Consider the following 24,408-nt stretch of genomic DNA (forward strand, 5'->3'; position numbering starts at 1 on the left):
AGCCCTGGTTAATCCCAGGGCTTCACGCGCTTCGGCCTGTAGTATGAAGAGGCAATAAACGAACCAACTCTGCCTGAAGCAGAGCTGGCGCGACCGCTCGGCGGCCGCGGTCCTCTGCCACAAGCGCAGCCACTTCCCCGGTGCGGACCACGCGGTATCACTCGGTCCTGCGCGAGAGGACAGCTCTCGGCGCGTACCCGTGACGACCTCGCGGCGGCGCGCTACCAGGCGGCAGAAAGGCCCCGGCCGTGGCATCCGCGGTCAAGACCTCCCGTCCCGGTTACGGACAACTGCTGCGCACCCCTGGTGCATGGACGTTCCTGCTGCCCGGCTTTCTGGCCCGGCAGCCGTTCGCGATGCTGACGATCGGCATCACCCTGCTCGTCCAGTCCACCACCGGCTCCTTCGGCACCGCCGGCGCGGTGACCGCCGCCACCGGCGTCTCGATGGCGCTGTTCGCCCCGCAGAGCGGCAAGCTCGCCGACCGCTTCGGTCAGCGCGCGGTGCTGCTCCCCGGCGTCGCGGTGCATGTCGCCGGCGTCGCCGCCCTGATCACCCTGGCCCTCGCACACGCCCCCCTGTGGGCGCTGCTCGCGGTGGCCGTCCCCACCGGCGCCTCGACGCCGCAGGTCGGCCCGATGGTCCGGGCCCGTTGGGCGGCCCAGCTCGGCGGCAGCCCGCTGATGCCGACCGCCGCCGCCTTCGAGTCGGTCACCGATGAGTTCACCTTCGTCGTCGGCCCGGTGCTGGCGACCGCTCTGTGCACCGGTATCCACCCGGCCGCCGGCCTGATCACCGAGGCCGTCCTCAGCCTGGCCGGCGGACTGCTGTTCGCCGCGCAGCGGCGCACCCAGCCGCCCGTCCACCGGGCGCAGGACACCGACCGGCCGCGCGTCTCGGCGCTGTCGTTGCCCGGCGTACGCGTCCTGATCGTCGCGTTCCTCGGCATCGGCACCGTCTTCGGCGGCATGCAGGTCTCGCTGACCGCCTTCACCGAGCACATCGGGCACCCGGGCATCAACGGCGTCCTCTACGGGATCTTCGCGGCCGGCAACATGCTCGCGGGCGTCGCCTGCGGCGCCATCAGCTGGAAGGTCGGCCCGCGACGCCGGCTGCTGGTCGCCTACGGGCTGCTGGCGCTGGCCACCACCCCGCTGTGGTCCGTGACCGCGGTACCGCTGCTGGCCGCCGTCGGCCTGGTCATCGGCCTGTGCATCGCCCCGGCCCTGATCTCCGGCTACACCCTGGTCGAGACGCTGGTGCCGGCCGCCGCCCGCACGGAGGCCTTCACGTGGCTCACCGGCGCGGTGGCGCTGGGCCAGGCCGCCGCGGCCTCCTCGGCCGGCCAGCTGACGGACCGCTTCGGCCCGAGCGCCGGATTCCTGGTGCCGCTGGCCGGTACGGCGCTGGCGCTGACGGTGCTGCTGACGCTGCGCACGCATCTGCGACCGCGTTCGTCGACCGTGGTCAGCGGCGGCTCGGACGCCACGGACTACCAGGTCACCGCCGTCACCGAGGACCGCGAGCGGGAGCTGGCGAGCGCCTGACGGAACGCGGGGCGAGCGCCCGGCCGAACGTGGAGTCGGTCACCGTACGCCGGTCACAGTGGACTGACGGGCCGGAATACTGCACTATGGATCGTCGTTAGCACTCATCGAGTGAGAGTGCCAGGAGGAAGTCAAGTGCCGACCTACCAGTACCAGTGCACCGCGTGCGGCGAGGGCCTTGAGGCCGTGCAGAAGTTCACCGACGACGCGCTCACCGAGTGCCCCAGCTGCGACGGACGCCTCAAGAAGGTGTTCTCCGCGGTCGGCATCGTCTTCAAGGGCTCCGGGTTCTACCGCAACGACAGCCGCGGCTCGTCGTCCAGCAGCAGCCCGGCGAAGAGCTCCTCCGGCACGAGCGGCTCGTCCTCCTCGGACTCGTCCAGCGGCTCGGACGCCAAGTCGACGGCCTCGTCGTCCTCGGCATCCTCCTCGTCCTCGTCCTCGTCCTCGACGGCGTCGTCCTCGACGTCCTCGTCGTCCACGAGCAGCAGCTCCGCCGCCTGACCAGCGCTTCCCCCGGACCCCGCCGTCGCCGACGGCGGGGTCCGCGGCTTTTCCTGCCCTCGCCCGAGCCCTCGTAGGGCAGGGGACCCCCACCGCGGCTCGGCGCCGCCCCGATAGTGTGACCGGCATGGCTGACGCGGAGATTGGCGTTATCGGCGGCTCGGGGTTCTACTCCTTCCTCGATGACGTGACCGAGATCACGGTGGAGACCCCGTACGGTCCACCCAGCGACTCCCTCTTCCTGGGCGATGTGGCCGGCCGCCGGGTCGCCTTCCTGCCCCGGCACGGCCGCGGGCACCGCCTCGCGCCGCACCGCATCAACTACCGCGCCAACCTGTGGGCGCTGCGCTCGGTCGGCGTGCGCCAGGTCCTCGGCCCGTGCGCCGTCGGCGGCCTGCGGCCCGAATACGGTCCCGGCACGCTGCTCGTCCCCGACCAGCTCGTCGACCGCACCAAGTCCCGCGCCCAGTCCTATTTCGACGGCGAACCGCTGCCGGGCGGCGGCGTCCCGAACATCGTCCACGTCTCGTTCGCCGACCCGTACTGCCCCACCGGACGCCGGACCGCGGTGGCGGCGGCCCGCGGCCGCAACTGGGAGCCGGTCGACGGCGGCACCCTCGTCGTCATCGAAGGCCCCCGCTTCTCCACCCGCGCCGAGTCCCGCTGGCACGCCGCGCAGGGCTGGTCGGTGGTCGGCATGACCGGTCACCCCGAGGCCGTACTCGCCCGTGAGCTCGGCCTCTGTTACACGTCATTGACCCTGGTCACCGACCTGGACGCGGGCGCCGAGACCGGCGCCGGCGTCACCCACGAGGAGGTCCTGGAGGTCTTCGGCCAGAACGTCGGCCGACTGCGCGAGGTCCTCTTCGACGCGGTGGCCGCCCTCCCCGACTCCGCGGCCCGCGACTGCCCCTGCCCGAGCTCCCTCGAGGGCTGGGATCTGGGCATCGAGCTGCCTTAGCGACTGCCGGGCGTCGTACGGAAGAGGCGCGGCGGGTTTCGCGGGGGCCGGTGGGCTCTCGGGGCGGGACATGGCGGCCGGAGGGCTCGCGGAGGCATCAGGGGCGTCAGGGACGTCAGGGCCTCCTGTGGGTGACCGGGTTGTCCACAGACGCGGGTTCATCCACAGGCCGGAGCGGGCCGCGGGGAATTCCGGCACGGTGGTGATCGCCGGTGAGCGCCGGTCCCGAATTCCGCAATCCCCGCGACAGGCGGTGACGACGATGCTCCGTTCCCCCTTCGGCCCCTCTCTCGATTCCCCCCTCGGTTCCTCTCCCGACGGCTCCCTCGATCTTCCTTCCACCGGCTTACGGCTCCCCCTGCCGCCGCTCCCCGACCCACCCCTGCCGACTCCCCCGACATGTGAAGTGCCCCACTTCGCACCGGTACGAGCCGGCGGTGGACGACACCGATGGCGGCGGGCGACGCGACGACGTCTGCTCGCGGCCGCACTGGCGATGGCCGCCGCAGCACTGGCCACGGGCGTCTCGTACGGTGCCGTACGAACGGCTCCGGCGGCCGGGTGCCCGGCGGCGGCGCTCTCCGGAGGGCGGTAGCCATGCCCCAAGATCGAGTGGCATCCGCTCTCCTCGCACGCAAAGCTTCTCCGGGGTCGGTGTCCCCCCTGCTCTTCCAGGGCTCGGGGAAGGGCCGGTCCGTCCGCAAGATCCGCACTGACGCTCTGGTCGATCGCCGGTTCGTGTCGGGCGACTGGACACCGCCGCCCCGCCCTGCCGTAAGTTGCGGTGCTGATTGTTGCTGCACCGTCCGTACCGAGCGTGGAAAGAGGCTGTCAGGTGAGCGAGAACAAGGGCGTCCTGCAGGGATTCAAGGAATTCCTGATGCGCGGAAACGTCATCGAGCTCGCGGTCGCGGTCGTCGTCGGTGCGGCGTTCACCAACATCGTCAATGCCGTGGTCAAGGGCGTGATCAACCCGATCATCGGCGCCCTCGGCTCGCAGAACCTCGACAACTACAAGTCCTGCCTCAGCGCCAGCTGCCACCCGGACCCGAAGACCGGCGAATTCACCGACGGCATCTTCATCCTGTGGGGCTCGGTGCTCAGCGCCGCGCTGACCTTCCTGATCACCGCCGCGGTCGTCTACTTCCTCATGATCCTTCCGATGAACAAGTGGAAGGCCCGCCAGGACGCGAAGAAGCCGGTCGACGACACCCCCGCCGACCCGACCGAGGTCGAGCTGCTCATCGAGATCCGCGACGCCCTCATCGCCCAGCGCAACGGCTCGGCCCCGGCGTCCGCCACCGTCATCGCGCAGAAGACGCAGCAGTAGGAGCGAGCACCCGGGACCGGCACCCGCCGCCTCATCGCCTCGCTCAGAGGTGGTGGGGCGGCTTTTCGTCGAGGAAGCGGGCCAGATCGGCAGCGCTGCCGGAGGCCGTGGGGCGCTCACCCCAGCCCCGGTCGGTGTCGTCCGAGGACTGCCGGTCCAGCGGATCGTCGAAGATCAGCGCGGCGGGCCGGGCGGCGGGCCGGGCCATCTCGGTGTTCCCGCTCGTGGCGGGCCGGGCGACGGGCGCCTCGTCGGCCGGGGCCGGTTCGGATGCGGGTTCGCGGGTGGTGCTCACCTCTTCAGGGTACGGTGCGGGCCCGCGGGGCGTGGTGCGGCCGTGAGTGGGGTGCGGGCGCTGCGTAGCGTCGTGCCGTCGCCTCGATGCGGTGGTCCGATGGGGCGAAGGCGAGGAGAGGGAGAAGAGGGGAAGGGAGCCCATGCGCATAGGGGAGCTCTCGGAGCGGACCGGCACGCCCCGGCGGCTGCTGCGGTATTACGAGGAGCAGGGCCTGATCGCCGCCGCTCGCTCCGCGAACGGCTATCGCGAGTACGACGCGCGCTTCGTGGACCGGGTCATGCAGATCAGGGGGCTGCTCGATGCGGGACTGCCCACCAGGATCATCAAGCAGATACTGCCCTGCCTGGACCAGCCGCGGATCATCCACTTCGCGGATGCGACACCGGAGATGCTCGCCACGCTGGAGCTCGAGCGCGACCGTATGACGGAACGCATCGAGTGCCTGATCCGGAACAGGGATGCGGTGGCCGAGTACCTGGACGTGGTGCGCAGCAAGCGGCGTCCGGACGACGCCCCGGCCGTTCCTTCGGGGTGAGGCGCGGGCCGGCCGTCCTACTCGTCGAGCGCTTCGTGCCACCAGCGGTCGCGCCCCGGCGTCCAGGAGACCGGCCGCGCACACCGGTTCACCACCAGGACGGTACGGCCCTTCCCGCCCTCCGCGGCCCCGGCCCGCGCCAGCGCGTGGTCGAGTACCGCCTTCACCGGCCGGATGGCCCCGTCCCAGAACGCCGCGTCCGCGGTGATCAGCACCCGGGCCCCCGACTCCCGGGTCCGCGCGGCCAGTTCGGGGACGGTGAGCGAGACGGGCAGCGTGGTACGCAGCGCGTCGAGGCGCCCGCAGGCGAGGGTGGCGATCACCGATTCGGGCACCAGTGGCAGATGCACCGCCACCTTGTCGCCGGCCCGCACCCCGAGCCGCGCGAGCGCCGCCGCGGCGCGGTCGGCCTGGTCGAGGAGCATGCCATGTGTCAGCTCCTCCATCCGGCCCGGCTCCCCGGTCCAGGTGAGGGCGATCCGCGACGCCTGCGGCTCTTGCTCTTCCCGGGCGTCCTCTGCATGCTCTGTCGTCACACGGCGCAACATGCGTTTCAGCATGAAGATGAGCGATCAACGATCGCTGAACGTCCGGTGTACGAGTGTTCGGTACCCGGCGGGCCCCGGACCTTTCTGCCCGGCTTCCGGTGCCGCCAATCCCTTCGCGCCCCCGCGGTTTCCCCGCGTCGGCGGATCCCCTCACCCCGCCCGGCCCGCCGTCTCCCCCGCCGCCGCCTGATAGCCGCCCACCACATCCCGCACATCGCCGAACCCCCGCGCCTCCAGCAGTGCCGCCGCGATCACCGACCGGTTCCCGCTGCGGCAGTACAGGACGACCGGTCGGTCGCGGTCCAGGTGGTCGGCCTGGTCGCGGAGGGTGGCCAGGGGGATGTTGCGGGCCCCGGGAAGCGCGCCCGCCTCGAATTCGGCCGCGTTTCGGACGTCTATCAACTGGTGCCGTTCAGCCGCGAGTTGGCCGGAGAGGGGCTGGGTGGCGGGGAGTTGGTCCGCGTCGATCCGGTGGCTGCGGGTGGCCAGCGCGGGCCGCCGGGCAAGGGCCGCCGCCGGGTCGGGGACGTGGCCGAGGACGCGGTCGTAGCCGATGCGGGCGAGGCGGAGGCGGGCCTCGGCCTCCGTACCGGGGTCGGCGAGCAGCACGATGGGGGTGCCGGGCGCCACCACGCTGCCGGCGTACTCGGCGAAGCGGGTTTCGAGGCCGGCGTGCAGCGATCCGGCGAGGTGGGCGCGGGTGTAGGCGGCGAGGGGGCGGCAGTCCAGGAGGGCGGCGCCGTGCTCGTCACGGGCGGTGCGCGCCTCTTCCAGGGTGAGGGCCGCCAGGGGGGCGGCGTCCAGGAGGGGATGTCCGTCGCGGTTGAGGGCGGCGTCGTGCGCGAAGTAGCCGGGCGCGGCGGGCTGGCTCGCGGTGATCAGCCGGACGAATTCGCTCTCCGGCATGGGCTGGAGGGCGTAGTTGAGGCGCCGCTGGTCGCCGATGGTGGAGCTGGTCTCGGTGGAGAGGTTGCGGCCGCAGGCCGAGCCGGCGCCGTGTGCGGGAAAGACCCGGGTCGCGTCCGGGAGCACCATGAGTTTGGTGTGCAGGGAGCGGTGCAGCCGTACGGCCATCTCGTCCGGGGAGTGCCCGGCGGCGGAGAGGAGGTCGGGGCGGCCGACGTCGCCGACGAAGAGCGTGTCGCCGGTCAGTACGCCGAACGGCACGTCGTCGTCGGGGTGTTCATGGATGACCAGGCAGATGGATTCGAGGGTGTGGCCGGGGGTGGCGAGCACGGTGAGGGTGACGCCCTCGTCGTCGGAGGGTCCCAGCGAGATCCGTTCGCCGTCCCGTAACCGCCGGATGGGGAAGCCGGTCGCGGCGGCCTCGCCGAAGGCGATGGTGGCGCCGGTCGCGCGCGCCAGCTCGAGATGGCCGGAGAGGAAGTCGGCGTGAATGTGCGTCTCAATGACCAGTTCGATGCGCAGGCCGACCTCGTCCGCGTCGCGCAGGTAGTCGTCGATGTCGCGTCGGGGGTCGACCAGGACGGCGCGTCCGGTGCGCTGGTCGCCGATGAGGTACGACGCCTGGGAGAGGCAGTCGAGGTAGTACTGCGCGAAATGCACGGTGGCCTCCAGGGGGTGTGCCCAAGGCCCGCTCGGGCAGGGTCCGTTGTGCGGATGCACGGATGTACGTACATTAAGCAGCGCGAGAGGCGGCAACAAGTCCGCCCCGCCACATCCCCGTACGCCCGCCCGCGGAGGAATCCATGACGACCCACCAGCCGGACTCCCCCGACCCCGGCCCGCGGCCCCTGGACCGGAGTTCGCCGCTCCCCCTGTGGGCGCAGCTCTCCGCCGATCTGCGGCGGCGCATGGAAGCCGGCGCGTTCACCCGGGAGTTCCCGGCCGAGCACCGGCTCACCGGGGAGTACGAGGTCAGCCGGCACACCGTCCGCGAGGCGCTGCGCACGCTGCGCGCCGACGGCCTGGTGATCGCCGAACGCGGCCGCGCCAGCCGCCTGGACACCCGTCGCATACAGCAGCCGCTCGGCTCGCTCTACAGCCTCTTCCGCGAGCTGGAGGGTCAGGGCGTGGAGCAGCGCAGCGAGGTGCTGCGGCTGGAGCGGACGGTGGACGGGACGGTCGCGAGGCAGCTGGAGCTGCTTCCCGACGCGCCGCTGGTCGTACTGGAGCGGCTGCGGCTGGCGGACGGCGAGCCGCTCGCCCATGACACCGCGTATCTGCCCGCGGAGATCGCCGAGCCGCTGCTGACGGCCGGCTTCGGACACACCTCGCTCTACGGCGAACTGTCGCGCCTGTGCGGGGTGAAGGTCACCGGTGGCCGCGAGCGGATCCAGCCGTTCCTGCCGGACATCCGGCAGGCGTGGCTGCTGGGGCTGGCCGACCGGGAGGCGGCGTTCGCGATCGAGCGGCTGGGGAGGGCGGGGGAGCGGCCGGTGGAGTGGCGCGAGACGGTGGTGCGCGGCGACCGGTTCGCCTTCGTCGCGGAGTGGTCCGATGCGAGCGGGGCCGTTGCGCTGGAGCCGCGGGCCGCGGTTCCGGCTCCGTCGTCCGCCTCGGCTTCGGTCTCGGCTCCGCCGTCGGTCTCGGCTGCGGCCTCTGCGCCGTCGTCGGCCTCGGCTCCGTCCGCCTAGGGTGTCCGTCGTCTTAGCCGTCGCGGCGCTGCCGTGCGGGCTGCTGATCGGGGTGCTGCTGGGTGCGCTCGGCGGCGGTGGTTCGATCCTGGCCGTTCCGGCGCTGGTCTATCTGCTCGGCCAGTCGCCGCACGAGGCCACGGCGGGCGCGTTGATCGTTGTCGCGGTCGGCGCGGTGACGGGACTGGCCTGCCATGCCCGCGCGGGCCGGGTCCGCTGGGCGGCCGGGGCGGTCTTCGGGTTGCTGGGCACGGCGGGCAGCTTTCTCGGCACCCGGTGGAGCGCGGCGCTGGACCCGACGGCGCTGATGGCGGCGTTCGCGGGGCTGATGCTGACGGTGGCGGCGGCGCTGCTGTTACAGGGGCGGCGGAAGGCACGGGAGCAGAAGGAGGCACAGGGACGGCGGGAGGCGCAGGGACGGCGGGAGCGACAGACGCCGGGTGCCCGTCGCCGCCCCGCCCGGATTGCCGTCACCGCCTCGGCCGTCGGCCTGCTCACCGGCTTCTTCGGCGTCGGCGGCGGCTTCGTCGTCGTACCGGCCCTCACGCTCGTACTGGGCCTGGAGATGCCGGTCGCCGTCGGCACCTCGCTCCTCGTCATCCTCATCAACTCGACCACGGCGCTGGCCATCAGGGCCGGTACCGGCGCCCTGGACTGGCCGCTGCTGGCCGGTTTCGCGGCCTGTACGGCGGTGGGCAGCTACCTTGGCAACCGTCTCTCGGCCCGCCTGCCCGCATCGGCCCTGACCAGGTCGTTCGCCTCTCTCATCGCCGTCCTCGCGGTCGGCATGGCGGCCACCGCAATACCCCGCCTGTGACGGCGCGGTCAGCCACACCACGGTCAGCCACACCACGGACCGCAACAACAACCCCTACCGGAGGATCCCCATGACGCCCCCTGCCCCCGCCCACCACCAGATCCTGATCGTCGGCGGCGGCACCGCAGGCATCACCGTCGCCGCCCGCTTACGCCGCGCCGGAGTGCGGGACATCGCGCTGCTGGAGCCCTCGGAAACGCACTGGTACCAGCCGCTGTGGACGCTGGTCGGCGGCGGGCAGGCGCCGCTGCGCGCCGCACTGCGCACCGAGGCGGAGGTGATCCCGCCCGGCGTGCGCTGGCTGCGCGAGCGCGCGACGGCCGTCGATCCGGTCGCCCATACGATCACCACCGCGTCCGGCCGGACCCTCACGTACGGGCGGCTGGTCCTCGCGCCCGGCCTGCAACTCGACTGGGACGGCATACCCGGCCTGGCCACGGCCCTCGGCCACGGCGGCGTCAGCAGCAATTACCGGCCCGACCTCGCCCCGCACACCTGGGAGTTGATCCGCCGGATGCGGCGCGGCACGGCGGTGTTCACCATGCCGTCCGGCCCGGTGAAGTGCGGCGGCGCCCCGCAGAAGATCGCGTACCTGGCGGCCGACCACTGGCGCAAGCGCGGCGTCCTGGGCGCGATCCGCACCGTCCTGGTGCTCCCGGAGCCCGCGATGTTCAAGGTGCCGGTGTTCTCCCGTGCGCTGGAGGAGACGGCCAGGCGCTACGGCATCGAGGTGCGGCTCAGGTCCGAGATGACGGCCCTGGACGGCGCCGCCCGCGAGGCCGTGATCACCGACCACGCCACCGGCGCCGCCGAGACCATCCGCTACGACCTCCTCCACGCCGTGCCGCCGCAGCGCGCCCCCGAGTGGCTGGCGGGCGGCCCGCTCGCCGACCCCGACTCCCCCTACGGGTACGTCAAGGCGGACCGGGAGACCCTCCAGCACCCCGATTTCCCCGAGGTGTTCACGCTGGGCGACGTAGCCAGCCTCCCGACGTCGAAGACCGGCGCGGCAATCCGCAAGCAGGCCCCCGTCGTCGTCGCCAACCTGCTCTCCGGCCTCCGCGACCGCCCCGCCACGGCCCGCTACGACGGCTACACCTCCTGCCCCCTGGTCACCGCCCGCCACAAGATGCTCCTCGCCGAGTTCGACTACGACCTGCGGCCCGCCCCCTCCATCCCCTTCCTGGACACCACCCGGGAGCGCACCGACATGTGGTTCCTCAAGCGCTACGGGCTGCCGCAGCTGTACTTCAAGGGAATGCTGAAGGGGCTGGCGTAGGAAGGGCGGGGACGGGAGGGGCGGGAGGGGCGGGAGGGACGCCGTAAGGGCCACACGGGTTGACGTCTTTCACCTCAACTCCCGCCTCCAGATGCCTAGTTAGCTCGCGCCCACATCTGAGTACGACAACGGATACCGCAACTCATGTGCCACCTGTGAATGTTGTGACTGTTGTTACTTCTGTGGCCGCTGAGCCACTCACCGTCTGGGTCGTACGACATGACGCAAGTGGTCGGCGCCGCCTCCCAGAAGCTGTACTTACGTGCGAAAGGGCAGTTCATACGTGACACGCGGTACGAAGTTGAAGAGCGCCGTCAAGCGGGCGCGTTACGCGCCGGTCGCGGTCGCCGCGACCATGCTCGTCGGGGCGATGACGGGAACGGCCGGGGCCGCCCCCACCGCCGGGCCCGGTGACGACTCACCGAAGATCATCGGCGGCGGCGCGGCGCCGGCCTACTCGTTCATGGCCGCGATCCACGGCGGCTGGGGCGACGCAAAGGCGTTCACCTGCGGCGGCGGGCTGATCCGCGGCGACTGGGTGGTCACCGCGGCGCACTGCGTCTCCAAGCCGGGCAAGGACGGGAAGACCGAGGTCATCCCGGCCAAGGACCTCACCGTCCGGGTGGGTTCCAAGGACCGGACCATCGGCGGCACGGTCGTGGGCGTCCGGAGCATCACCGTCCACCCCGACCACGTCGCCTCGGACGACCGCAACTACGGCAGCGACCTCGCGCTGCTGCATCTGAGCAAGAAGGTGCCGCAGGCGCCGGTCGCGATGTCGCCCGACGCGACCCCGGCCGGCACCGCCGTCCGGGAGATCGGCTGGGGTTACACCAAGCCGGGCGACAAGGGACAGGACAAGCTCCCCAGGGCCCTACAGCAGCTCGACACCAAGACCATCCCGGCCGACACGCCCGAGTGCGTGAAGGGCCCGGACGGCGACGACTCCTGGGGCATCCACAAGGGCGATGTGTGCGCCGACAACCCCACGGGGACGTTCGGCCCGTGCGGCGGCGACTCCGGCTCCCCGCTGCTGAAGAAGGTCGCCGGCCGCTGGGTGATCGTCGGCGTCGACAGCCGCGGCGTGGGGCACGTCTGCGGCGAGAGCCCGGACATCTACACCGAGATCCACCACTTCAAGGACTGGGTGGCCAAGACCATCGGCTGACCCGGCGCATGCGTACGCGGTGACCGATGCCGGCGATTGCCGCGTATGAGGGGCGGGGCGCAGCTCGGGAGCTGCGCCCCCTTCCCTTAAGGGTGGGCCCGTAAGGGTGGCGAGCGCCCCTTGCGATATCCCTGCCCGCGGGGGCGAAGCGGCAAGCCGCCCACAGGGGTAGGGGCTCAAGCCGCCCGCGCCACCTCCACCTCCCCCACCGCGCACCCCACGTTGTCCGGTGCGCCCGCCTCGTGGGCCAGGGCGAGCAGGCTCCGTACGGCGTCCTCGGGGGCGGTGGCCGCGGTCAGCGTGTGCCGTATCGCCTCGGGGGCCACCACTCCCGACAGGCCGTCGGTGCACAGCAGATACCGCTCGCCGGGCCGGGCCTCCAGGAGCTGGAGGTCGGGGGTGAATTCCGGGCCGCCGTCGAGGGCGCGCAGCAGCAGCGCGCGGTCGGGGTGCGCGGGCGCCTCCTCCGGGGTGAGCCGGCCCTCGTCGATCAGGGACTGCACCACGCTGTGGTCGTGGGTGATCCGGAAGAGGCCGGAGTCGCGCAGGACGTACGCGCGCGAGTCCCCCACGTGCAGCAGCCCCAGCCACGAGCCGGAGCGGAGCAGTGCGGTCAGGGTGCAGCCCGTGGCCGCATCGGCCGTCGGGGCCGCCCGGTTGGCGCGGCGGGCCGCGTCCTCCAGGGCGGCGAGCAGGTCACCGGAGGCCGGACCGGCGTCCTCGAGAGGCTTGAGCTCCTCGATCGCGGCGGCCGCGGCCGGGCCGCCCAGCTGGCCGTAGCCGTCGGCCACGGCCAGCAGCCGGGGGCCCGCGTACGCCGCGTCCTGGCCGGCCGGCCGGATCAGCCCCCGGTCGGTCCCGGCGGCGCAGCGCATCGTCAACGGGGCGGGTACGCGGGGTACGGGTGTGCCTGATGCGGTCATGACGGTGTCGTCCTTCCTCTTCAGCTGGTCGACGAGGAAGGCGGCCAGGTCCCGGCGGGCGGCGGTGTCGGCCTCGGCCTTCGCCCAGTACGCGGCGACCGCCTCGGCCGCCGGGCCGGGCGCCAGCTCGCACACCTCACGGATGCGGGCCAGCGGCATCCCGAGCCGGCGGAGCGAGGCGACCAGCTGCGCGCGCTCCAGCTGTGCCGGGGCGTAGCGGCGGTAGCCGTTGTCCGGGTCGACCCGGGCCGGTGTCAGCAGCCCCAGGTCGTCGTACAGGCGCAGCGCCTTGGGCGAGAGCCGGCAGGCCCGTGCGAACGCCCCGATGGTCAGCAGACCGCCGGTGCCGGCGCCGTTCCCGTCCATCCCTCCGCCCTCCTCGTACCGGGTCTCGGCCCGGTACGGCCGATGCTGGGCCTTTCCCCAAGGGCAAGGTCAACGGACGGGGTCACGGACGTGCCACATCCTCAGTTGCCGCCCGCGTCCAGCCGGTTCATCGCCGCGGCCGTCAGCGCCTGTACGCCCATCGTGAGCGTCGGCCGCACCACCGGCACGAAGTGCGGCGAGTGGTTGGACGGGATGTCCTGCGCCAGCCGCCCGGCCGCGAGCGCCGTACGGAACTCCTCCGGGTCCCAGCCGCCCAGCCACCAGTAGTAGAGGGGCGCCTCGGCGGCGGTCGCCAGCACTCCGACGTCCTCGGATCCCGATGCCGGGTCGTAGGCGAACAGCCGCTGTTCGCCGAAGAGCCGGGTGAATTCCTCGTTGACCTTGCGCAGGGTCCGGGACTCGTTGACGGTGACGGGGAAGGAGTCGAGGATCTTCGTCTGCGGGGCGCGGTCGGCGCCGGAGGCGGTGGCCTCGGCGCGGGCGATGCGGTCGATGGCGGCCAGGACCCGGGTCCGTACGGTCTCGTCGAAGCTGCGGACGCTGAGCCGTACGACGGCCTGTTCGGGGATGACGTTCGCGCTGTCCCCGGCGTGGAAGGAGCCGACGCTGACGACGGCCTGGTCCTTGGGGGCCACCTCGCGGGCCACGACGGACTGCACCCGCTGGACGAACGCGGCCGCCATCAGGATGGGGTCGATGGTGGTCTCCGGGCGGGAGCCGTGTCCGCCGCTGCCGTGGAAGGTGATCTCCAGGCTGTCGGCGGCGGCCATGCAGGCGCCGGGGCAGTAGGCGATCAACCCGGCGCCGAACGGGGCGACATGCTGGGCCAGCACCACATCGGGGACGGGCACCAGGCCCTTGCTGTAGAGGCCGTCGTCCAGCATCGCCTGGGCGCCGTTGCCGACCTCCTCGGCGGGCTGGAACAGCGCGACCAGGGTGCCGGACCAGTGGTCGCGGGCCTCGGCGAGCAGGTCGGCGGCGCCCAGCAGGCAGGTGACGTGCACGTCGTGGCCGCAGGCGTGCATCCGGCCGGGGGTGGTGGAGGCGTAGTCGAGGCCGGAGCGTTCGGTGACGGGCAGGGCGTCCATGTCGGCGCGCAGGAGGACCACCGGGCCGGGGCCGTTGCGCAGGACGCCCGTGACGCCGGTGCCGCCGATGCCGGTGGTGACGTCATAGCCGTACGCGGTCAGCCGGCGCGCGGCCTCGGCTGCCGTACGGGTTTCGTGGAAGCCGAGTTCGGGGTGGCGGTGCAGGTCCTCGTAGAGCGCCACCAGGTCCGCGAGGCGGTTGTCGAGCGGGGCCAGGACGGAGTCGATGACGGGGCGGGAGTGGTCACTGTCGCTCATACGGGCATTCGACCATGAACCGTGGCGCCCGCACCCCCTGGCGGACGTACCGGACGGCACGGGTCCGTACGCGCCCCGGGCTGGCCGGACTTCGCGGGTCGCGCGCGGCCGCCTCGTGACACCCGGGCGCCCGGCTGCGACCGTGAACCAGCCCGCCCGAGCCGTTGACCGGAGGCTGACATTGGCGACCTCATCCACGCCGCCGAACGGCGCGCCCAGCGACCTCGCGGCCCACCTGATGGACCAGGCCATGGGCCACCTCTTCTCGGCCGCGCTGCGCACCGCGGCCCACTACCGCATCGCCGACCACCTGGCCGAGGGCCCGCGCACCGCCGAGCAGCTGGCCGTCGCCACCGACACCCACGCCCCGCATCTGCGCCGGGTGCTGCGCTATCTGGCCGCCCGCGGCATCTTCCGGGAGGACGCCGCCGGTGCCTTCCAGCTGACCCCGGCCGCCGCACCGCTGCGCACCGACGTTCCCGACTCGCTGCACCCCGCCATCATGCTGAGCACCGACGAGCTGTTCCTGCGGACCTCGGCGCTGATGCCGGAGGCGGTACGGGAGGGCGGCGCGGCCTTCGAACGGCTCTTCGGGGCGCCGCTCTTCACGCATCTGGCGTCCGACCCGGAGCGCCGCGAGCTCTTCGACAGCGGGATGTCAGCGCTGTCGGGGCCGGTGGACGAGGCGGTGGTCGCCGCGTATCCGTTCCCGGAGGCCGGCACGGTCGTGGACGTCGGCGGCGGCCGCGGCGGCCTGCTGCGCGCCGTGCTGCGCCGTCACCCGCAGCTGTCCGGCGTGCTCTTCGACCAGCCGCCCCCGCTGGCCCGCCATCTGCTGGACGGCGACGAGGTCAAGGGCCGCTGGCGCACCGAGGAGGGCGATTTCTTCGCGTCCGTGCCGGAGGGCGGGGACGTCTATGTCCTCAAGCATGTGCTGCACGACTGGCCGGACGCGGACTGCCGCGGCATCCTGCGCACCTGTCATGCGGCGATGTCGCGTGGCAGCCGGCTGCTGGTCATCGAATGCGTCCTGCCGCAGGGCAATGCGCCGCACTTCGGCAAGACGCTGGACGTCGCGATGATGGCGCTCCTGGACGGCCAGGAGCGCACCGCGCAGGAGTTCGCGACGCTGCTTTCGGACGGCGGCTTCCGGCTGACGCGGGTGCTGCCGACGGCGGCGTTCCCGTCGATCGTGGAGGCGGTGGCGGATTAGGGCCTGTCGGGCGGGCCGGGGGCGGGGCTGGGAAGGCCCCGGCTGCCGCGACACGACACGCCGCGCCCCCGCCGCCCTCGCCGGTGCCGCGGCCCGGCCGGGATGTACTGATGGCACCGCGCGCCCCGCCCGGGGCCGGAACCCGCGCCCGGAGCCAAGGAGCCACCATGCCCACCCCGCCTCTCCCCGCGCCCGTCGACCGTGCCCTGCGTGCCGCCAACGGCGGTGACATCGACGGCTTTCTCGCCGCCTTCGCCGACGACGGGGCGGTCAACGACTGGGGACGCGAGTTCCGGGGCCAGGAGGAGATCCGCGACTGGAGCGACTCGGAGTTCATCGGCCGGCAGGTCACCCTCGAGGTGACGGCCGTACGGACGCAGGGCAACACCACCACGGTCAGCCTCCAGGTCGGCGGCAACGGCTACACCGGCCCCTCCGACTTCGCCTTCACCGTCGAGGGCGACCGCATCGCGCTGATGCGGATCACCGGCTGACCCCAGGGCGAGGCGACGATCCCCCGTGACGGTCCCCATGCGGGCGCGCAGCCGCGACGAGGCGCACCGCACCGCCACCCCGCTGGAGCTCTTCTTCGACCTGTGCTTCGTGGTGGCCATCGCGCAGGCCGGCCGCCAGCTGGTGCACGCCCTGGCGGAGGGCCACCCGGGGCACGGCATCACCGGCTATCTGATGCTGTTCTTCGCGATCTGGTGGGCCTGGGTCAACTTCAGCTGGTTCGCCTCGGCGTACGACACCGACGATGCGCTGTTCCGGGTGGTGACCCTGGTCCAGATCGCCGGTGTGCTGATCCTGGCCGCGGGCGTGCCGCGCGCCTTCACCGCCGCCGACTTCGGGGTGGTGTGGTTCGGGTATGTGGTGATGCGGCTGGCCCTGGTCTCCCAGTGGCTGCGGGCCGCGCACGGCAGCGAGGGCGCCGAGCGGCGTACCGCGCTGCGCTATGCACTGGGCGTGTCCATCTGCCAGGTCGGGTGGGTTGCGCTGCTGTTCGTGCCCGCGGGCGAAGTGCCCTGGGTGTTCGTGGTGATGGGGCTGCTGGAGCTGTCGGTGCCCGCCTTCGCCGAGCGGGACTGGAAGACGGCCTGGCATCCGCATCACATCGCGGAGCGCTACGGCCTGTTCACGATCATCGTGCTCGGCGAGACGATCGCGGCGGCCACCGTCGCCGTGCAGTCCGCGCTGGACGAGAACGACGAGCTGGGCAGCCTGCTGCCGATCGCGGGCGGCGGCCTGCTGCTGGTCTTCGCCGCGTACTGGATCTATTTCGCGGTCCCCATCCATCTGCATCTGCGCTCCCACAATCAGGCGTTCGTGTGGGGCTACGGCCACTATCTCGTGTACGCCTCGGCGGCGGCGATCGGCGCCGGGGTCGAGATCGCGGTGGAGGCGTCGGTGGGCAAGGCGCATCTGTCGCCGGTGGCGGCGTCGGCCTGTGTCACGGTGCCCGCCGCGCTGTTCATGTTCACGGTGTGGCTGATCCATTCGCGTCATCAAAAGCGCGGCCTGGCGCAGCAGCTGGTGCTTCCGGTGTCGTCGGTACTGGTCCTGGCCTGCACGTTCGCGGGAGGGTTCGCGGTGCTGTCGGCCGGTGTGGTGGCGTCCGTCACGGTGGCGGTGGGGGTCACGCTGACGGCTCGGCAGGGTGCGGCGCTGGCGGAGTAGCCGGTGACGGGCGGTCCGGTCCGGTCCTGTGGTTACGGTTCCGGGCGCCGCTTCGCCCGTAAGCGTGCCGAACGGCCGTGCGCGGGCGCCGATCCGGGCGAATCCCGCGGGGCCGCCGACCGCGGCCGTCGAACTCGCGTGACGAACTGCCGAGTTGATGCCGGATCCAGCCATTTTCGGCCGCGGGGAGCGGTCCGTCCCGACCGCGCTCCGCCCCCGTCGCGGCCGCCTCATTCCCCGCCAATTCGCCGCGAACGGGAACCACTTCTTCTGCCACCATCCTCTGGTTCCCCGCCCTCCCCCGGGGTCGGGGGAGGGACCCCGGTACGAACGCGGTAGGGTGCAGATTGCCCCTTTTATGCCTGCGGGTTTCCGTATCAGCAGTCCGGTTACCGCATTTCGGGGGCCGTCCGCCCGTCCGTAACCTGATCCGTCCGTCCGCACCTGAGGAGACGCCAGCGATGGCCCGCCACGCACAGAACCGCGCGCGCATGAGCCTGTCCCGGCGCAGCAAGGCCGTGGGCGGCCTGGCCCTCACCACCCTGGTCGGCACCGCCCTGTGGGCCTGGCCGGCCTCGGGCGACGATCACGACAGCCTGGCCGACGGCAAGAACGGCGCGACGAAGACGGCCGCAGGACCGGACACGGCCCAGAACCGGCCCGCCCCCAAGAGCGTGCCGAACGCCGCCCCCGCCGCCCGGTCGATCCCCGGGCTGAGCGACGCCGTCCGCAAGCAGATACCGTCCGGCACCCGCCAGGTGCTGGTCGTCACCGGCGAGGACGGCGACTCCTACGAGTCCCGCGTCGTCCTCTACACCCGCGCCAAGGGCTCCGACGACTGGCAGCCCGGCCGCACCTGGGCCGCGCACAACGCCGCCCACGGCTGGACCGACGATCACCACTACGGCGACCTCCGCTCCCCGCAGGGCGTCTACACCCTCACCGACGCGGGCGGCCGCCTCCCCGCGCCGGGCGGCACCAAGCTCCCCTACGACCACAACCGCAGCTTCGTCGCCAACGGCACCGGCGTCGAGGGCGAGCCGCTGGCCGGCGCCTTCGACTACGTCATCGCCATCAACTACAACCGCGTGGCGGGCACTTCCCCGCTGGACCAGCAGCGGCCTGACGGCGCGCACAAGGGCGGCGGCGTCTGGCTGCACGTCGACCACGACGGCCCCACCCAGGGATGTGTGAGCCTCAAGCCGGACGTGATGCGGGAACTGCTGCGCACCCTGGACCCCGCCCAGCACCCGGTCATCGTGATGGGCCCGGCCCGTCACTGACTCCTGCCCGGGCGCCCACGGGCGTGGTACCCATGACCCATGGCTGACGCACAGCAGGGACGGGACGTACCGCATCTGCCGGGCCCGCACGACGCGCTGACCGATGTCACCGGGCTGCGGGTGGGCCACGCCGAGCGGACCGGCGAGGGATATCTGACCGGCACCACCGTGGTGCTCGCCCCGGAGGGCGGCGCGGTCGCGGCCGTCGACGTACGGGGCGGCGGGCCCGGCACCCGCGAGACGGATGCGCTGGATCCGCGCAATCTCGTACAGCGGGTGGAGGCGGTGGTGCTGACCGGCGGCAGCGCCTTCGGGCTGGACGCCGCGTCCGGTGTGGCGGTCTGGCTGGAGGAGCGGGGCCGCGGCTTCCGCGTCGGCCCCGATCCCTCGCAGGTCGTCCCGGTGGTCCCGGCCGCCGCCCTGTTCGACCTGGGGCGCGGCGGCGACTGGCGGGCCCGGCCGGATGCCGCGCTGGGGCGGGCGGCGGCCGAGGCCGCGGCGCATTCCGACCCTCTCTCGCCGGTGGTGCAGGGCAATACGGGCGCCGGTACGGGTGCGGTGGCCGGCGGCCTCAAGGGCGGTATCGGGACCGCGAGCGTGGTGCTGCCCTCGGGCGTCACCGTCGCCGCGCTGGTCGCCGTCAACGCGGCGGGCGGCTTCGCCGATCCCGACACCGGCGCGCTCCACGGGCGGCTGGCGGGCGGCCCGGCCGCCTTCCCCTCACCCGACGTCCACGCCACCGCCCAGCGGCGGCTCGCCGAGGCCAGGGACCTCACGCGGGTCCGGACGGCGGCCTCGGTCCGCCCGCCGCTCAACACCACGCTCGCGGTCGTCGCCACCGACGCCGTCCTCACCGGCGCCCAGGCCCACAAGCTCGCGGGCACCGCCCACGACGGCCTGGCCCGCGCGGTCCGCCCCGTCCATCTCCTCTCCGACGGCGACACGGTCTTCGCGCTGTCCACCGCCGTCCGCCCGCTCGCGCCGGAAGAGGCCCGGACCGACCCGGTGTTCGGGGTGCATGTGGAGGCCGGGGCGCTGAACGAGGTCCTCGCCGCCGGGGCCGACGTGCTGATGCGGGCGGTGGTCAAGGCGGCCCTGGCGGCGGAGACGGTGGACGGTCCGGGGGGCCTGTTCCCCTCGTACCGGGATCTCTACGGGGGCTGACGGGCGCGTTACCGGGGCGGGCGGCGGTCCCGGCTCATACCCCGGCGGCTCCGAGCAGGGCCCCCGCCGCGTACGTCACCGCCATCGCCAGCGCGCCGCCGCCGGCGTTGCGCAGCACCGCCCGGCGGATGGGGGCGGCGCCCATCCGGGCGCTGCTCCAGCCGCACAGCGCGAGCGCGGCGAGCACCGAGACCACGGTGATGGGCAGCCGCAGCGCGGCGGGCGGCAGCACGATCGCCAGCAGCGGCAGCAGCGCGCCCGCGGTGAAGGCGAGGAAGCTGGCGCCGGCCGCGTGCCAGGGGTTGGTGAGCTCGTCGGGGTCGATGCCCAGCTCGACCTCCGCGTGGGCGCGCAGCGCATCGTGCTCGGTGAGCTGCTCGGCGACCTCCCCTGCCAGCTCCGCGCTGAGCCCCTTGCCCTTCAGCAGCTCGGTCAGCTCGATGAGTTCGGCCTGCGGTTCGGTGGCCAGCTCGCGCTTCTCCTGGGCCAGGGCCGCCTTTTCGGAGTCGCGCTGGGTGGAGACCGAGACGTATTCGCCCGCGGCCATCGACATCGATCCGGCCAGCAGTCCGGCCAGGCCCGCGGTCAGCAGGGCGCCGCGGTCCTCGGTGGCGCCGGCCACGCCGACGACGAGTCCGGCGGTGGAGACGATGCCGTCGTTGGCGCCGAGAACCGCGGCCCGCAGCCAGTTGAGCCGGCTGCCGAGTCCGCCGCCATGGGCCTCGTCGTGCTCTGGTGTCTGGGGGCTCACCGGCCGAGCGTCTCATCCTCACCCGGTCTCGGCTACCGCTCGACCGGGAGGTACCCCCATCACGGTGCCGCCGCCCGACGCCCCCGCACCGCCGCGAAATCGCCGGTGGTAGAAACGGCCGTATGTCCGCATCGCCACCTCCCCCCACGCCTCCCCCCACGCTCGTCCGCCCGGAGCCCCCGCAGCCCGCGCCCCGCCGCCGTCTGTGGTGGCACCGGCTGATCTTCGGGCTCTGGTACCGGCCGGTGGAGACCCTGGACGAGGCGCGAGACCGTGGCGCATGGGGTGCGGCGGTGTTGTTGTCGCTGGTCAGCGGCGGTATCGGAATACTGTCGGTGGAGGCCTTCCGGCAGCAGTGGTCGGCGAACCGGACCATGGCGCTCCAACTGGCCGGGCTGGCCGAGGCGGGCGTCCTGGTGGCCAGCCTCGCGCTGGGATCGGTCACCCACGCCATCGCCCGCACCCTCGGCGGCAACGGCCGCTACGCGCCGACCGCGAGCCTGTTCATCGTGGTGTTCTGGGTGACGGATCTGCCGCGGCTGGCCATCGTGGCCTGGCTGCCGACCGACGCCACCTTCGTCCAGGCCGCGACCTATGCGACCTGGGGCTTCGGCTATGTCCTCGCCGTACTGCTGATCCGCGGTCAGCATCATCTGCCGACACTGAAGTCGGCGGCCGCGGTGTCGGTGCAGATGCTGGCCGCGCTGGCGCTGCTGCGGCTGGGGCCGGTCCGCTAGGGCGTGTCCGCTCGGCGATCCGACCCTGACCCATCGGACAGACCCTAGCCGCGGCCGGTCAACTGCCGTACGAGCAGTGCGAACGCCTCGCGCTCCGCGGGGCTCAGCTCCACGCTCTCCGAGGGCGGCCCGGCGGGCCCGGTCTGCCGCGGTACGGAGCCGAGCCGCCGCGGCCTCGCCCGGTCCGCCGCCGCCTGGCCGCGGGCCCGTCGTACGAGTCTGGCCAGCGCGACGAACCAGGCGACGGTCGCGACCAGCAGCACGGCGAGGATGACGTGCTGCAGAATCGAAACGGAGGGGAGCATACGGACCTCCAGGACGGGCAGGCGCTGGGCGGAACCGGGCCGGACGGGGCAGAACTGGACCGGCCCGTTCCATTGGACACCACGGCCGAGGGCTTTCAACAGGGGATCTAGCGCCCTAATGCGCTAAGTGATGTATCTCCTATGACATTTCGGCCCTTTACCGGTGTCCGGCTCGGGGCGCGCCGCCGCCACCCTCCGGCGCGGCAGGGTGGGGCCCTTCTCCTTGGACACCGCGGAGGCTTCCACCCGGCGAAGACCGCCCCCGACCATGGCCGCACCCTGTCCGCGACGTGAGGAGTACGCCCGTGCCGCAGCAGTCCCCGCCGCCCGAGCTCCCAGCCCGCGCCCTCGAAGGCATTGTGGTGGCCGACTTCAGCCGGGTGCTGGCCGGGCCGCTGGCCGCCGCGACGCTCGCCGACCTGGGCGCCGAGGTGATCAAGGTGGAGCGGCCCGGAACCGGCGACGACACCCGCGCCTGGGGCCCGCCGTTCGCCGCGGACGGGACCGCCGCGTACTTCGATGCCGCCAACCGCTCCAAGCGCGGCCTGGCCCTGGATCTCGGCGATCCGGATGATGCGGCCGCCGCCCGCGAACTGGCCCGCCGGGCCGACGTACTGATCGAGAACTTCCGGCCCGGCTCGCTGGCCAAATACGGCCTGGACCACGCGGCCACCCGGGCCGCCAACCCCGGCCTGGTGCACTGCACCATCACCGGTTTCGGCTCGGGCGAGGGCGCCCATCTGCCGGGCTACGACTTCGTGGTGCAGGCCGTCGGCGGCCTGATGAGCATCACCGGGGAGCCGGGCGGTACGCCCCTGAAGGCGGGCGTCGCGCTGGTGGACGTGCTGACCGCCAAGGACGCCGCCACCGGCATCCTCGCGGCGCTGCGGCACCGGGACCGCACCGGCCGGGGCCAGCTGGTGGAGGTCAATCTGCTGTCCTCGCTGCTCGGCTCGCTGGTCAACCAGGCGTCCGGCCATCTGGCCACCGGGCACGACCCGGGGCCGATGGGCAACCGTCACCCGAGCATCGCCCCGTACGAGACTCTGGCCTGCCGGGGCGGGCTGCTCGCCGTCGCGGTGGGCAACGACCGGCAGTTCCGGGCGCTGGCGGGGGCGCTCGGCGCGCCGGAACTGGCCGGGGACGTGCGGTTCGCACGCAACCAGGACCGGGTGCGCCACCGCACCGATCTCGTGAGGGCGCTGGAGGAGCTGCTGGCGGCGGACACCCCGCAGGGCTGGACCGAGCGGCTGGGCGCCGCGTCCGTGCCGTGCGGGCCGGTCAATACGCTCTCCGAGGCGCTGGCACTGGCGGAGCGGCTCGGGCTCGCCCCGGTCACGCCGGTCGGCGAGGGCCGGATACCTCAAGTCGCCAGCCCGCTCCGCCTCTCGGAGACCCCGGTGGCCCAACCGCAGGCGCCACCCCGCCTGGACGAACACGGCGCCCCGCTGCGAACCTGGTTGTCGGGGCCGGCCGACAAGCCCCTCCCCCCGCGAGTGTGACCTTCGTCACAACGCGGCCGTACCCGCAACCAAATCCGCCTGTAGGTGCTGTTTACCAGCACGGAATCACAACACCCCTGTATGGAGCAGCTCGTGACATCGCCGGACAACCCCGCGCCCGCCTGGTCCCGCACCCCGCACCAGCCGCTCCATCCGGAAGAGCAGTCAGCCGCGGGCACATCGCGCCGCACCCGCCGGGCGCTGGCCGTGACCGCGCTGCTCGCCGCGGGCGCACTGGCCCTGTCGGCCTGTGGCGGCGACGCCGAGGCGGGCGGTCATGACGCCAAGAACGGCCAGGCCGGCGCGGACGCCGCGGCCAAGAAGGACTCTTCGGACGCCAAGATCAAGGTGTCGTCGAAGGACGGCGCCACCGACGCCAGCATCAACGACACCGGGGTGACGGTCACCGGCGGCAAGTTGACCGATGTGAAGCTCACCGTGGCCGACTCCGGCGCCCCGGTTGCCGGCGCCATATCGGCCGACAAGACCTCCTGGAAGCCGGGCGTCCAGCTGGAGCGCGGCACCAAGTACAAGATCACGGCGAACGCCAAGGACGCCAAGGGCCGCTCGGCCACCGAGAACGCCACCTTCAGCACCGTCTCCTCGGCCAACAGCTTCATCGGCACCTACACCCCCGACAACGGCAAGACCGTCGGCGTCGGCATGCCGGTCTCCTTCAACTTCGACAAGGTGATCAGCAACAAGAAGGACGTCCAGTCCCACATCAAGGTCACCTCCAGCAGCGGCCAGCAGGTCGTCGGCCACTGGTTCGGCGCCCAGCGCCTGGACTTCCGGCCGCAGGACTACTGGAAGGCCGGCTCCAAGGTCACCATGAAGATCGACCTTGACGGGGTGAAGGGCGGCGAGGGCATCACCGGCGTCCAGTCCAAGACGGTCTCCTTCACCATCGGCCGCTCGCAGGTCTCCACGGTCGACATGAACACCCAGCACATGACGATCAAGCGGGACGGCAAGACCTTCAAGGACATCCCGATCTCCGGCGGCAGCCCCGACCACCCGACCTACAACGGCCAGATGGTGATCTCGGAGAAGTTCGAGCAGACCCGGATGGACGGCTCGACGGTCGGCTTCGGCGGCGAGTACGACATCAAGGACGTCCCGCACGCCATGCGCCTGTCGTCCTCCGGCACCTTCATCCACGGCAACTACTGGGGCGCCTCGTCCGTCTTCGGCAACTCCGGCACCAGCCACGGCTGCGTCGGCCTGCGCGACCAGAAGGGCGGCGGTGGCGACACCCCGGGCAAGTGGTTCTTCAACGAGTCGCTGGTCGGCGACGTCGTCATCGTGAAGAACTCCCACGACCAGACCGTCAAGCCGGACAACGGCCTCAACGGCTGGAACCTCTCGTGGTCGGAGTGGCAGGCGGGCAGCGCGGTCTGACCCCGACCCGATCCTGATCGCCGGCGGGGGGGGGGGGCGCCCCCGGGGGGGGGCCCCCCCCCCCGGCCCCCCCCCCGCCCCCCCCCCCCCCCCCGGGGGCCCCCCCCCGGCCCCCCCCCCCACCCCCCCCCACCC

General features: G+C 72.7%; 24 protein-coding genes. 17 read left to right on the top strand and 7 right to left on the bottom strand.

What is annotated here, in order from left to right; translation table 11 throughout:
* Positions 1-248 precede the first annotated feature (248 nt).
* From ACIRPT_RS10435 to mscL, 4 genes are all read left to right on the top strand, one after another.
* The gene (locus ACIRPT_RS10435) at positions 249-1,547 is read left to right on the top strand and encodes an MFS transporter (RefSeq protein ID WP_403825017.1); all 1,299 of its coding nucleotides are present in this window, start codon (positions 249-251) and stop codon (positions 1,545-1,547) included.
* A 135-nt stretch (positions 1,548-1,682) separates the two neighbouring features.
* Complete coding sequence (locus tag ACIRPT_RS10440; protein WP_403825020.1) at positions 1,683-2,051, top strand: FmdB family zinc ribbon protein; 369 nt, start codon at positions 1,683-1,685, stop codon at positions 2,049-2,051.
* Between the two features lie 127 nt (positions 2,052-2,178).
* Positions 2,179-3,012 carry an S-methyl-5'-thioadenosine phosphorylase gene (locus tag ACIRPT_RS10445; protein ID WP_403825023.1) on the top strand — a complete coding sequence of 278 codons (834 nt, stop codon included), beginning with the start codon at positions 2,179-2,181 and terminating at the stop codon, positions 3,010-3,012.
* An 835-nt stretch (positions 3,013-3,847) separates the two neighbouring features.
* Positions 3,848-4,342: a large conductance mechanosensitive channel protein MscL gene (gene mscL, locus ACIRPT_RS10450; RefSeq protein ID WP_403505168.1), complete on the top strand. Its 495-nt coding sequence runs from the start codon at positions 3,848-3,850 to the stop codon at positions 4,340-4,342.
* 43 nt (positions 4,343-4,385) lie between these two features.
* Here the strand turns inward: mscL and ACIRPT_RS10455 are convergent, their stop codons facing one another.
* A complete protein-coding gene (locus ACIRPT_RS10455; RefSeq protein WP_403825026.1) occupies positions 4,386-4,637 on the bottom strand; it encodes a hypothetical protein in 252 nt (83 codons plus the stop codon).
* A gap of 142 nt (positions 4,638-4,779) precedes the next feature.
* On the opposite strand from ACIRPT_RS10455, the gene ACIRPT_RS10460 reads away from it, so the two are divergent.
* Positions 4,780-5,175, top strand: a complete 396-nt coding sequence (locus tag ACIRPT_RS10460; RefSeq protein ID WP_403825028.1) for a MerR family transcriptional regulator — start codon at positions 4,780-4,782, stop codon at positions 5,173-5,175.
* Positions 5,176-5,192: 17 nt separating this feature from the next.
* Here the strand turns inward: ACIRPT_RS10460 and ACIRPT_RS10465 are convergent, their stop codons facing one another.
* A complete protein-coding gene (locus ACIRPT_RS10465; protein ID WP_403505173.1) occupies positions 5,193-5,711 on the bottom strand; it encodes an AMP-binding protein in 519 nt (172 codons plus the stop codon).
* A gap of 162 nt (positions 5,712-5,873) precedes the next feature.
* Positions 5,874-7,289: a rhodanese-like domain-containing protein gene (locus tag ACIRPT_RS10470; RefSeq protein ID WP_403825031.1), complete on the bottom strand. Its 1,416-nt coding sequence runs from the start codon at positions 7,287-7,289 to the stop codon at positions 5,874-5,876.
* Between the two features lie 143 nt (positions 7,290-7,432).
* Between ACIRPT_RS10470 and ACIRPT_RS10475 the strand changes: the two genes are divergently transcribed.
* The 4 genes from ACIRPT_RS10475 to ACIRPT_RS10490 all read left to right on the top strand — a co-directional run bounded on the left by ACIRPT_RS10475 (position 7,433) and on the right by ACIRPT_RS10490 (position 11,584).
* A complete protein-coding gene (locus tag ACIRPT_RS10475) occupies positions 7,433-8,320 on the top strand; it encodes a GntR family transcriptional regulator (protein WP_403825034.1) in 888 nt (295 codons plus the stop codon).
* Between the two features lies 1 nt (position 8,321).
* The gene (locus tag ACIRPT_RS10480; protein ID WP_403825037.1) at positions 8,322-9,137 is read left to right on the top strand and encodes a sulfite exporter TauE/SafE family protein; all 816 of its coding nucleotides are present in this window, start codon (positions 8,322-8,324) and stop codon (positions 9,135-9,137) included.
* A gap of 70 nt (positions 9,138-9,207) precedes the next feature.
* Positions 9,208-10,416: an FAD-dependent oxidoreductase gene (locus ACIRPT_RS10485; protein WP_403825040.1), complete on the top strand. Its 1,209-nt coding sequence runs from the start codon at positions 9,208-9,210 to the stop codon at positions 10,414-10,416.
* Positions 10,417-10,699: 283 nt separating this feature from the next.
* Positions 10,700-11,584, top strand: coding sequence for a S1 family peptidase (locus ACIRPT_RS10490; protein WP_403825043.1), 885 nt, complete (start codon positions 10,700-10,702; stop codon positions 11,582-11,584).
* 176 nt (positions 11,585-11,760) lie between these two features.
* Here ACIRPT_RS10490 and ACIRPT_RS10495 read toward each other — a convergent pair whose 3' ends face one another.
* Together ACIRPT_RS10495 and ACIRPT_RS10500 are read right to left on the bottom strand one after the other, a co-directional pair.
* Positions 11,761-12,873 (bottom strand): MerR family transcriptional regulator, encoded by a 1,113-nt coding sequence (locus tag ACIRPT_RS10495; protein WP_403825046.1) that lies wholly within the window; start codon positions 12,871-12,873, stop codon positions 11,761-11,763.
* A gap of 101 nt (positions 12,874-12,974) precedes the next feature.
* A complete protein-coding gene (locus tag ACIRPT_RS10500) occupies positions 12,975-14,240 on the bottom strand; it encodes an amidohydrolase (RefSeq protein ID WP_403825049.1) in 1,266 nt (421 codons plus the stop codon).
* Positions 14,241-14,421: 181 nt separating this feature from the next.
* Here ACIRPT_RS10500 and ACIRPT_RS10505 point away from each other — a divergent pair, with 181 nt between their 5' ends.
* The 5 genes from ACIRPT_RS10505 (at position 14,422) to ACIRPT_RS10525 (ending at position 19,577) form a co-directional block, all read left to right on the top strand.
* Positions 14,422-15,453 carry a methyltransferase gene (locus ACIRPT_RS10505; protein ID WP_403825052.1) on the top strand — a complete coding sequence of 344 codons (1,032 nt, stop codon included), beginning with the start codon at positions 14,422-14,424 and terminating at the stop codon, positions 15,451-15,453.
* Between the two features lie 167 nt (positions 15,454-15,620).
* On the top strand, positions 15,621-15,947 hold the full coding sequence (locus tag ACIRPT_RS10510) for a nuclear transport factor 2 family protein (RefSeq protein WP_403505197.1): 327 nt from the start codon (positions 15,621-15,623) through the stop codon (positions 15,945-15,947).
* A gap of 25 nt (positions 15,948-15,972) precedes the next feature.
* Positions 15,973-17,130 (top strand): low temperature requirement protein A, encoded by a 1,158-nt coding sequence (locus ACIRPT_RS10515; protein ID WP_403825055.1) that lies wholly within the window; start codon positions 15,973-15,975, stop codon positions 17,128-17,130.
* 461 nt (positions 17,131-17,591) lie between these two features.
* The gene (locus ACIRPT_RS10520; RefSeq protein WP_403825057.1) at positions 17,592-18,413 is read left to right on the top strand and encodes a hypothetical protein; all 822 of its coding nucleotides are present in this window, start codon (positions 17,592-17,594) and stop codon (positions 18,411-18,413) included.
* Positions 18,414-18,452: 39 nt separating this feature from the next.
* Positions 18,453-19,577: a P1 family peptidase gene (locus tag ACIRPT_RS10525; protein WP_403825060.1), complete on the top strand. Its 1,125-nt coding sequence runs from the start codon at positions 18,453-18,455 to the stop codon at positions 19,575-19,577.
* Positions 19,578-19,611: 34 nt separating this feature from the next.
* Here ACIRPT_RS10525 and ACIRPT_RS10530 read toward each other — a convergent pair whose 3' ends face one another.
* Positions 19,612-20,328, bottom strand: coding sequence for a VIT family protein (locus ACIRPT_RS10530; RefSeq protein ID WP_403505208.1), 717 nt, complete (start codon positions 20,326-20,328; stop codon positions 19,612-19,614).
* A 122-nt stretch (positions 20,329-20,450) separates the two neighbouring features.
* On the opposite strand from ACIRPT_RS10530, the gene ACIRPT_RS10535 reads away from it, so the two are divergent.
* Positions 20,451-21,065, top strand: a complete 615-nt coding sequence (locus tag ACIRPT_RS10535) for a Yip1 family protein (protein ID WP_403825064.1) — start codon at positions 20,451-20,453, stop codon at positions 21,063-21,065.
* A 44-nt stretch (positions 21,066-21,109) separates the two neighbouring features.
* Here the strand turns inward: ACIRPT_RS10535 and ACIRPT_RS10540 are convergent, their stop codons facing one another.
* A complete protein-coding gene (locus tag ACIRPT_RS10540; protein ID WP_403505213.1) occupies positions 21,110-21,370 on the bottom strand; it encodes a hypothetical protein in 261 nt (86 codons plus the stop codon).
* A gap of 305 nt (positions 21,371-21,675) precedes the next feature.
* Here ACIRPT_RS10540 and ACIRPT_RS10545 point away from each other — a divergent pair, with 305 nt between their 5' ends.
* Both ACIRPT_RS10545 and ACIRPT_RS10550 read left to right on the top strand, forming a co-directional pair.
* Positions 21,676-22,872, top strand: a complete 1,197-nt coding sequence (locus tag ACIRPT_RS10545) for a CaiB/BaiF CoA transferase family protein (RefSeq protein ID WP_403825066.1) — start codon at positions 21,676-21,678, stop codon at positions 22,870-22,872.
* Between the two features lie 81 nt (positions 22,873-22,953).
* The gene (locus ACIRPT_RS10550) at positions 22,954-24,273 is read left to right on the top strand and encodes an Ig-like domain-containing protein (RefSeq protein WP_403825069.1); all 1,320 of its coding nucleotides are present in this window, start codon (positions 22,954-22,956) and stop codon (positions 24,271-24,273) included.
* Positions 24,274-24,408 lie beyond the last annotated feature (135 nt).

The organism is Streptomyces sp. NPDC101227 (assembly GCF_044767545.1).
Lineage (GTDB): Bacteria > Actinomycetota > Actinomycetes > Streptomycetales > Streptomycetaceae > Streptomyces.

What these genes read in the sequence shown, in the direction of transcription:
- ACIRPT_RS10445 (WP_403825023.1), top strand. Translation starts at nt 2,179, where the DNA reads ATGGCTGACGCGGAGATTGGCGTTATCGGCGGCTCGGGGTTCTACTCC.
- ACIRPT_RS10460 (WP_403825028.1), top strand. Translation starts at nt 4,780, where the DNA reads ATGCGCATAGGGGAGCTCTCGGAGCGGACCGGCACGCCCCGGCGGCTG.
- ACIRPT_RS10475 (WP_403825034.1), top strand. Translation starts at nt 7,433, where the DNA reads ATGACGACCCACCAGCCGGACTCCCCCGACCCCGGCCCGCGGCCCCTG.
- ACIRPT_RS10485 (WP_403825040.1), top strand. Translation starts at nt 9,208, where the DNA reads ATGACGCCCCCTGCCCCCGCCCACCACCAGATCCTGATCGTCGGCGGC.
- ACIRPT_RS10495 (WP_403825046.1), bottom strand. Translation starts at nt 12,873, where the DNA reads ATGGACGGGAACGGCGCCGGCACCGGCGGTCTGCTGACCATCGGGGCG.
- ACIRPT_RS10500 (WP_403825049.1), bottom strand. Translation starts at nt 14,240, where the DNA reads ATGAGCGACAGTGACCACTCCCGCCCCGTCATCGACTCCGTCCTGGCC.
- ACIRPT_RS10510 (WP_403505197.1), top strand. Translation starts at nt 15,621, where the DNA reads ATGCCCACCCCGCCTCTCCCCGCGCCCGTCGACCGTGCCCTGCGTGCC.
- ACIRPT_RS10520 (WP_403825057.1), top strand. Translation starts at nt 17,592, where the DNA reads ATGGCCCGCCACGCACAGAACCGCGCGCGCATGAGCCTGTCCCGGCGC.
- ACIRPT_RS10525 (WP_403825060.1), top strand. Translation starts at nt 18,453, where the DNA reads ATGGCTGACGCACAGCAGGGACGGGACGTACCGCATCTGCCGGGCCCG.
- ACIRPT_RS10535 (WP_403825064.1), top strand. Translation starts at nt 20,451, where the DNA reads ATGTCCGCATCGCCACCTCCCCCCACGCCTCCCCCCACGCTCGTCCGC.
- ACIRPT_RS10540 (WP_403505213.1), bottom strand. Translation starts at nt 21,370, where the DNA reads ATGCTCCCCTCCGTTTCGATTCTGCAGCACGTCATCCTCGCCGTGCTG.
- ACIRPT_RS10550 (WP_403825069.1), top strand. Translation starts at nt 22,954, where the DNA reads ATGGAGCAGCTCGTGACATCGCCGGACAACCCCGCGCCCGCCTGGTCC.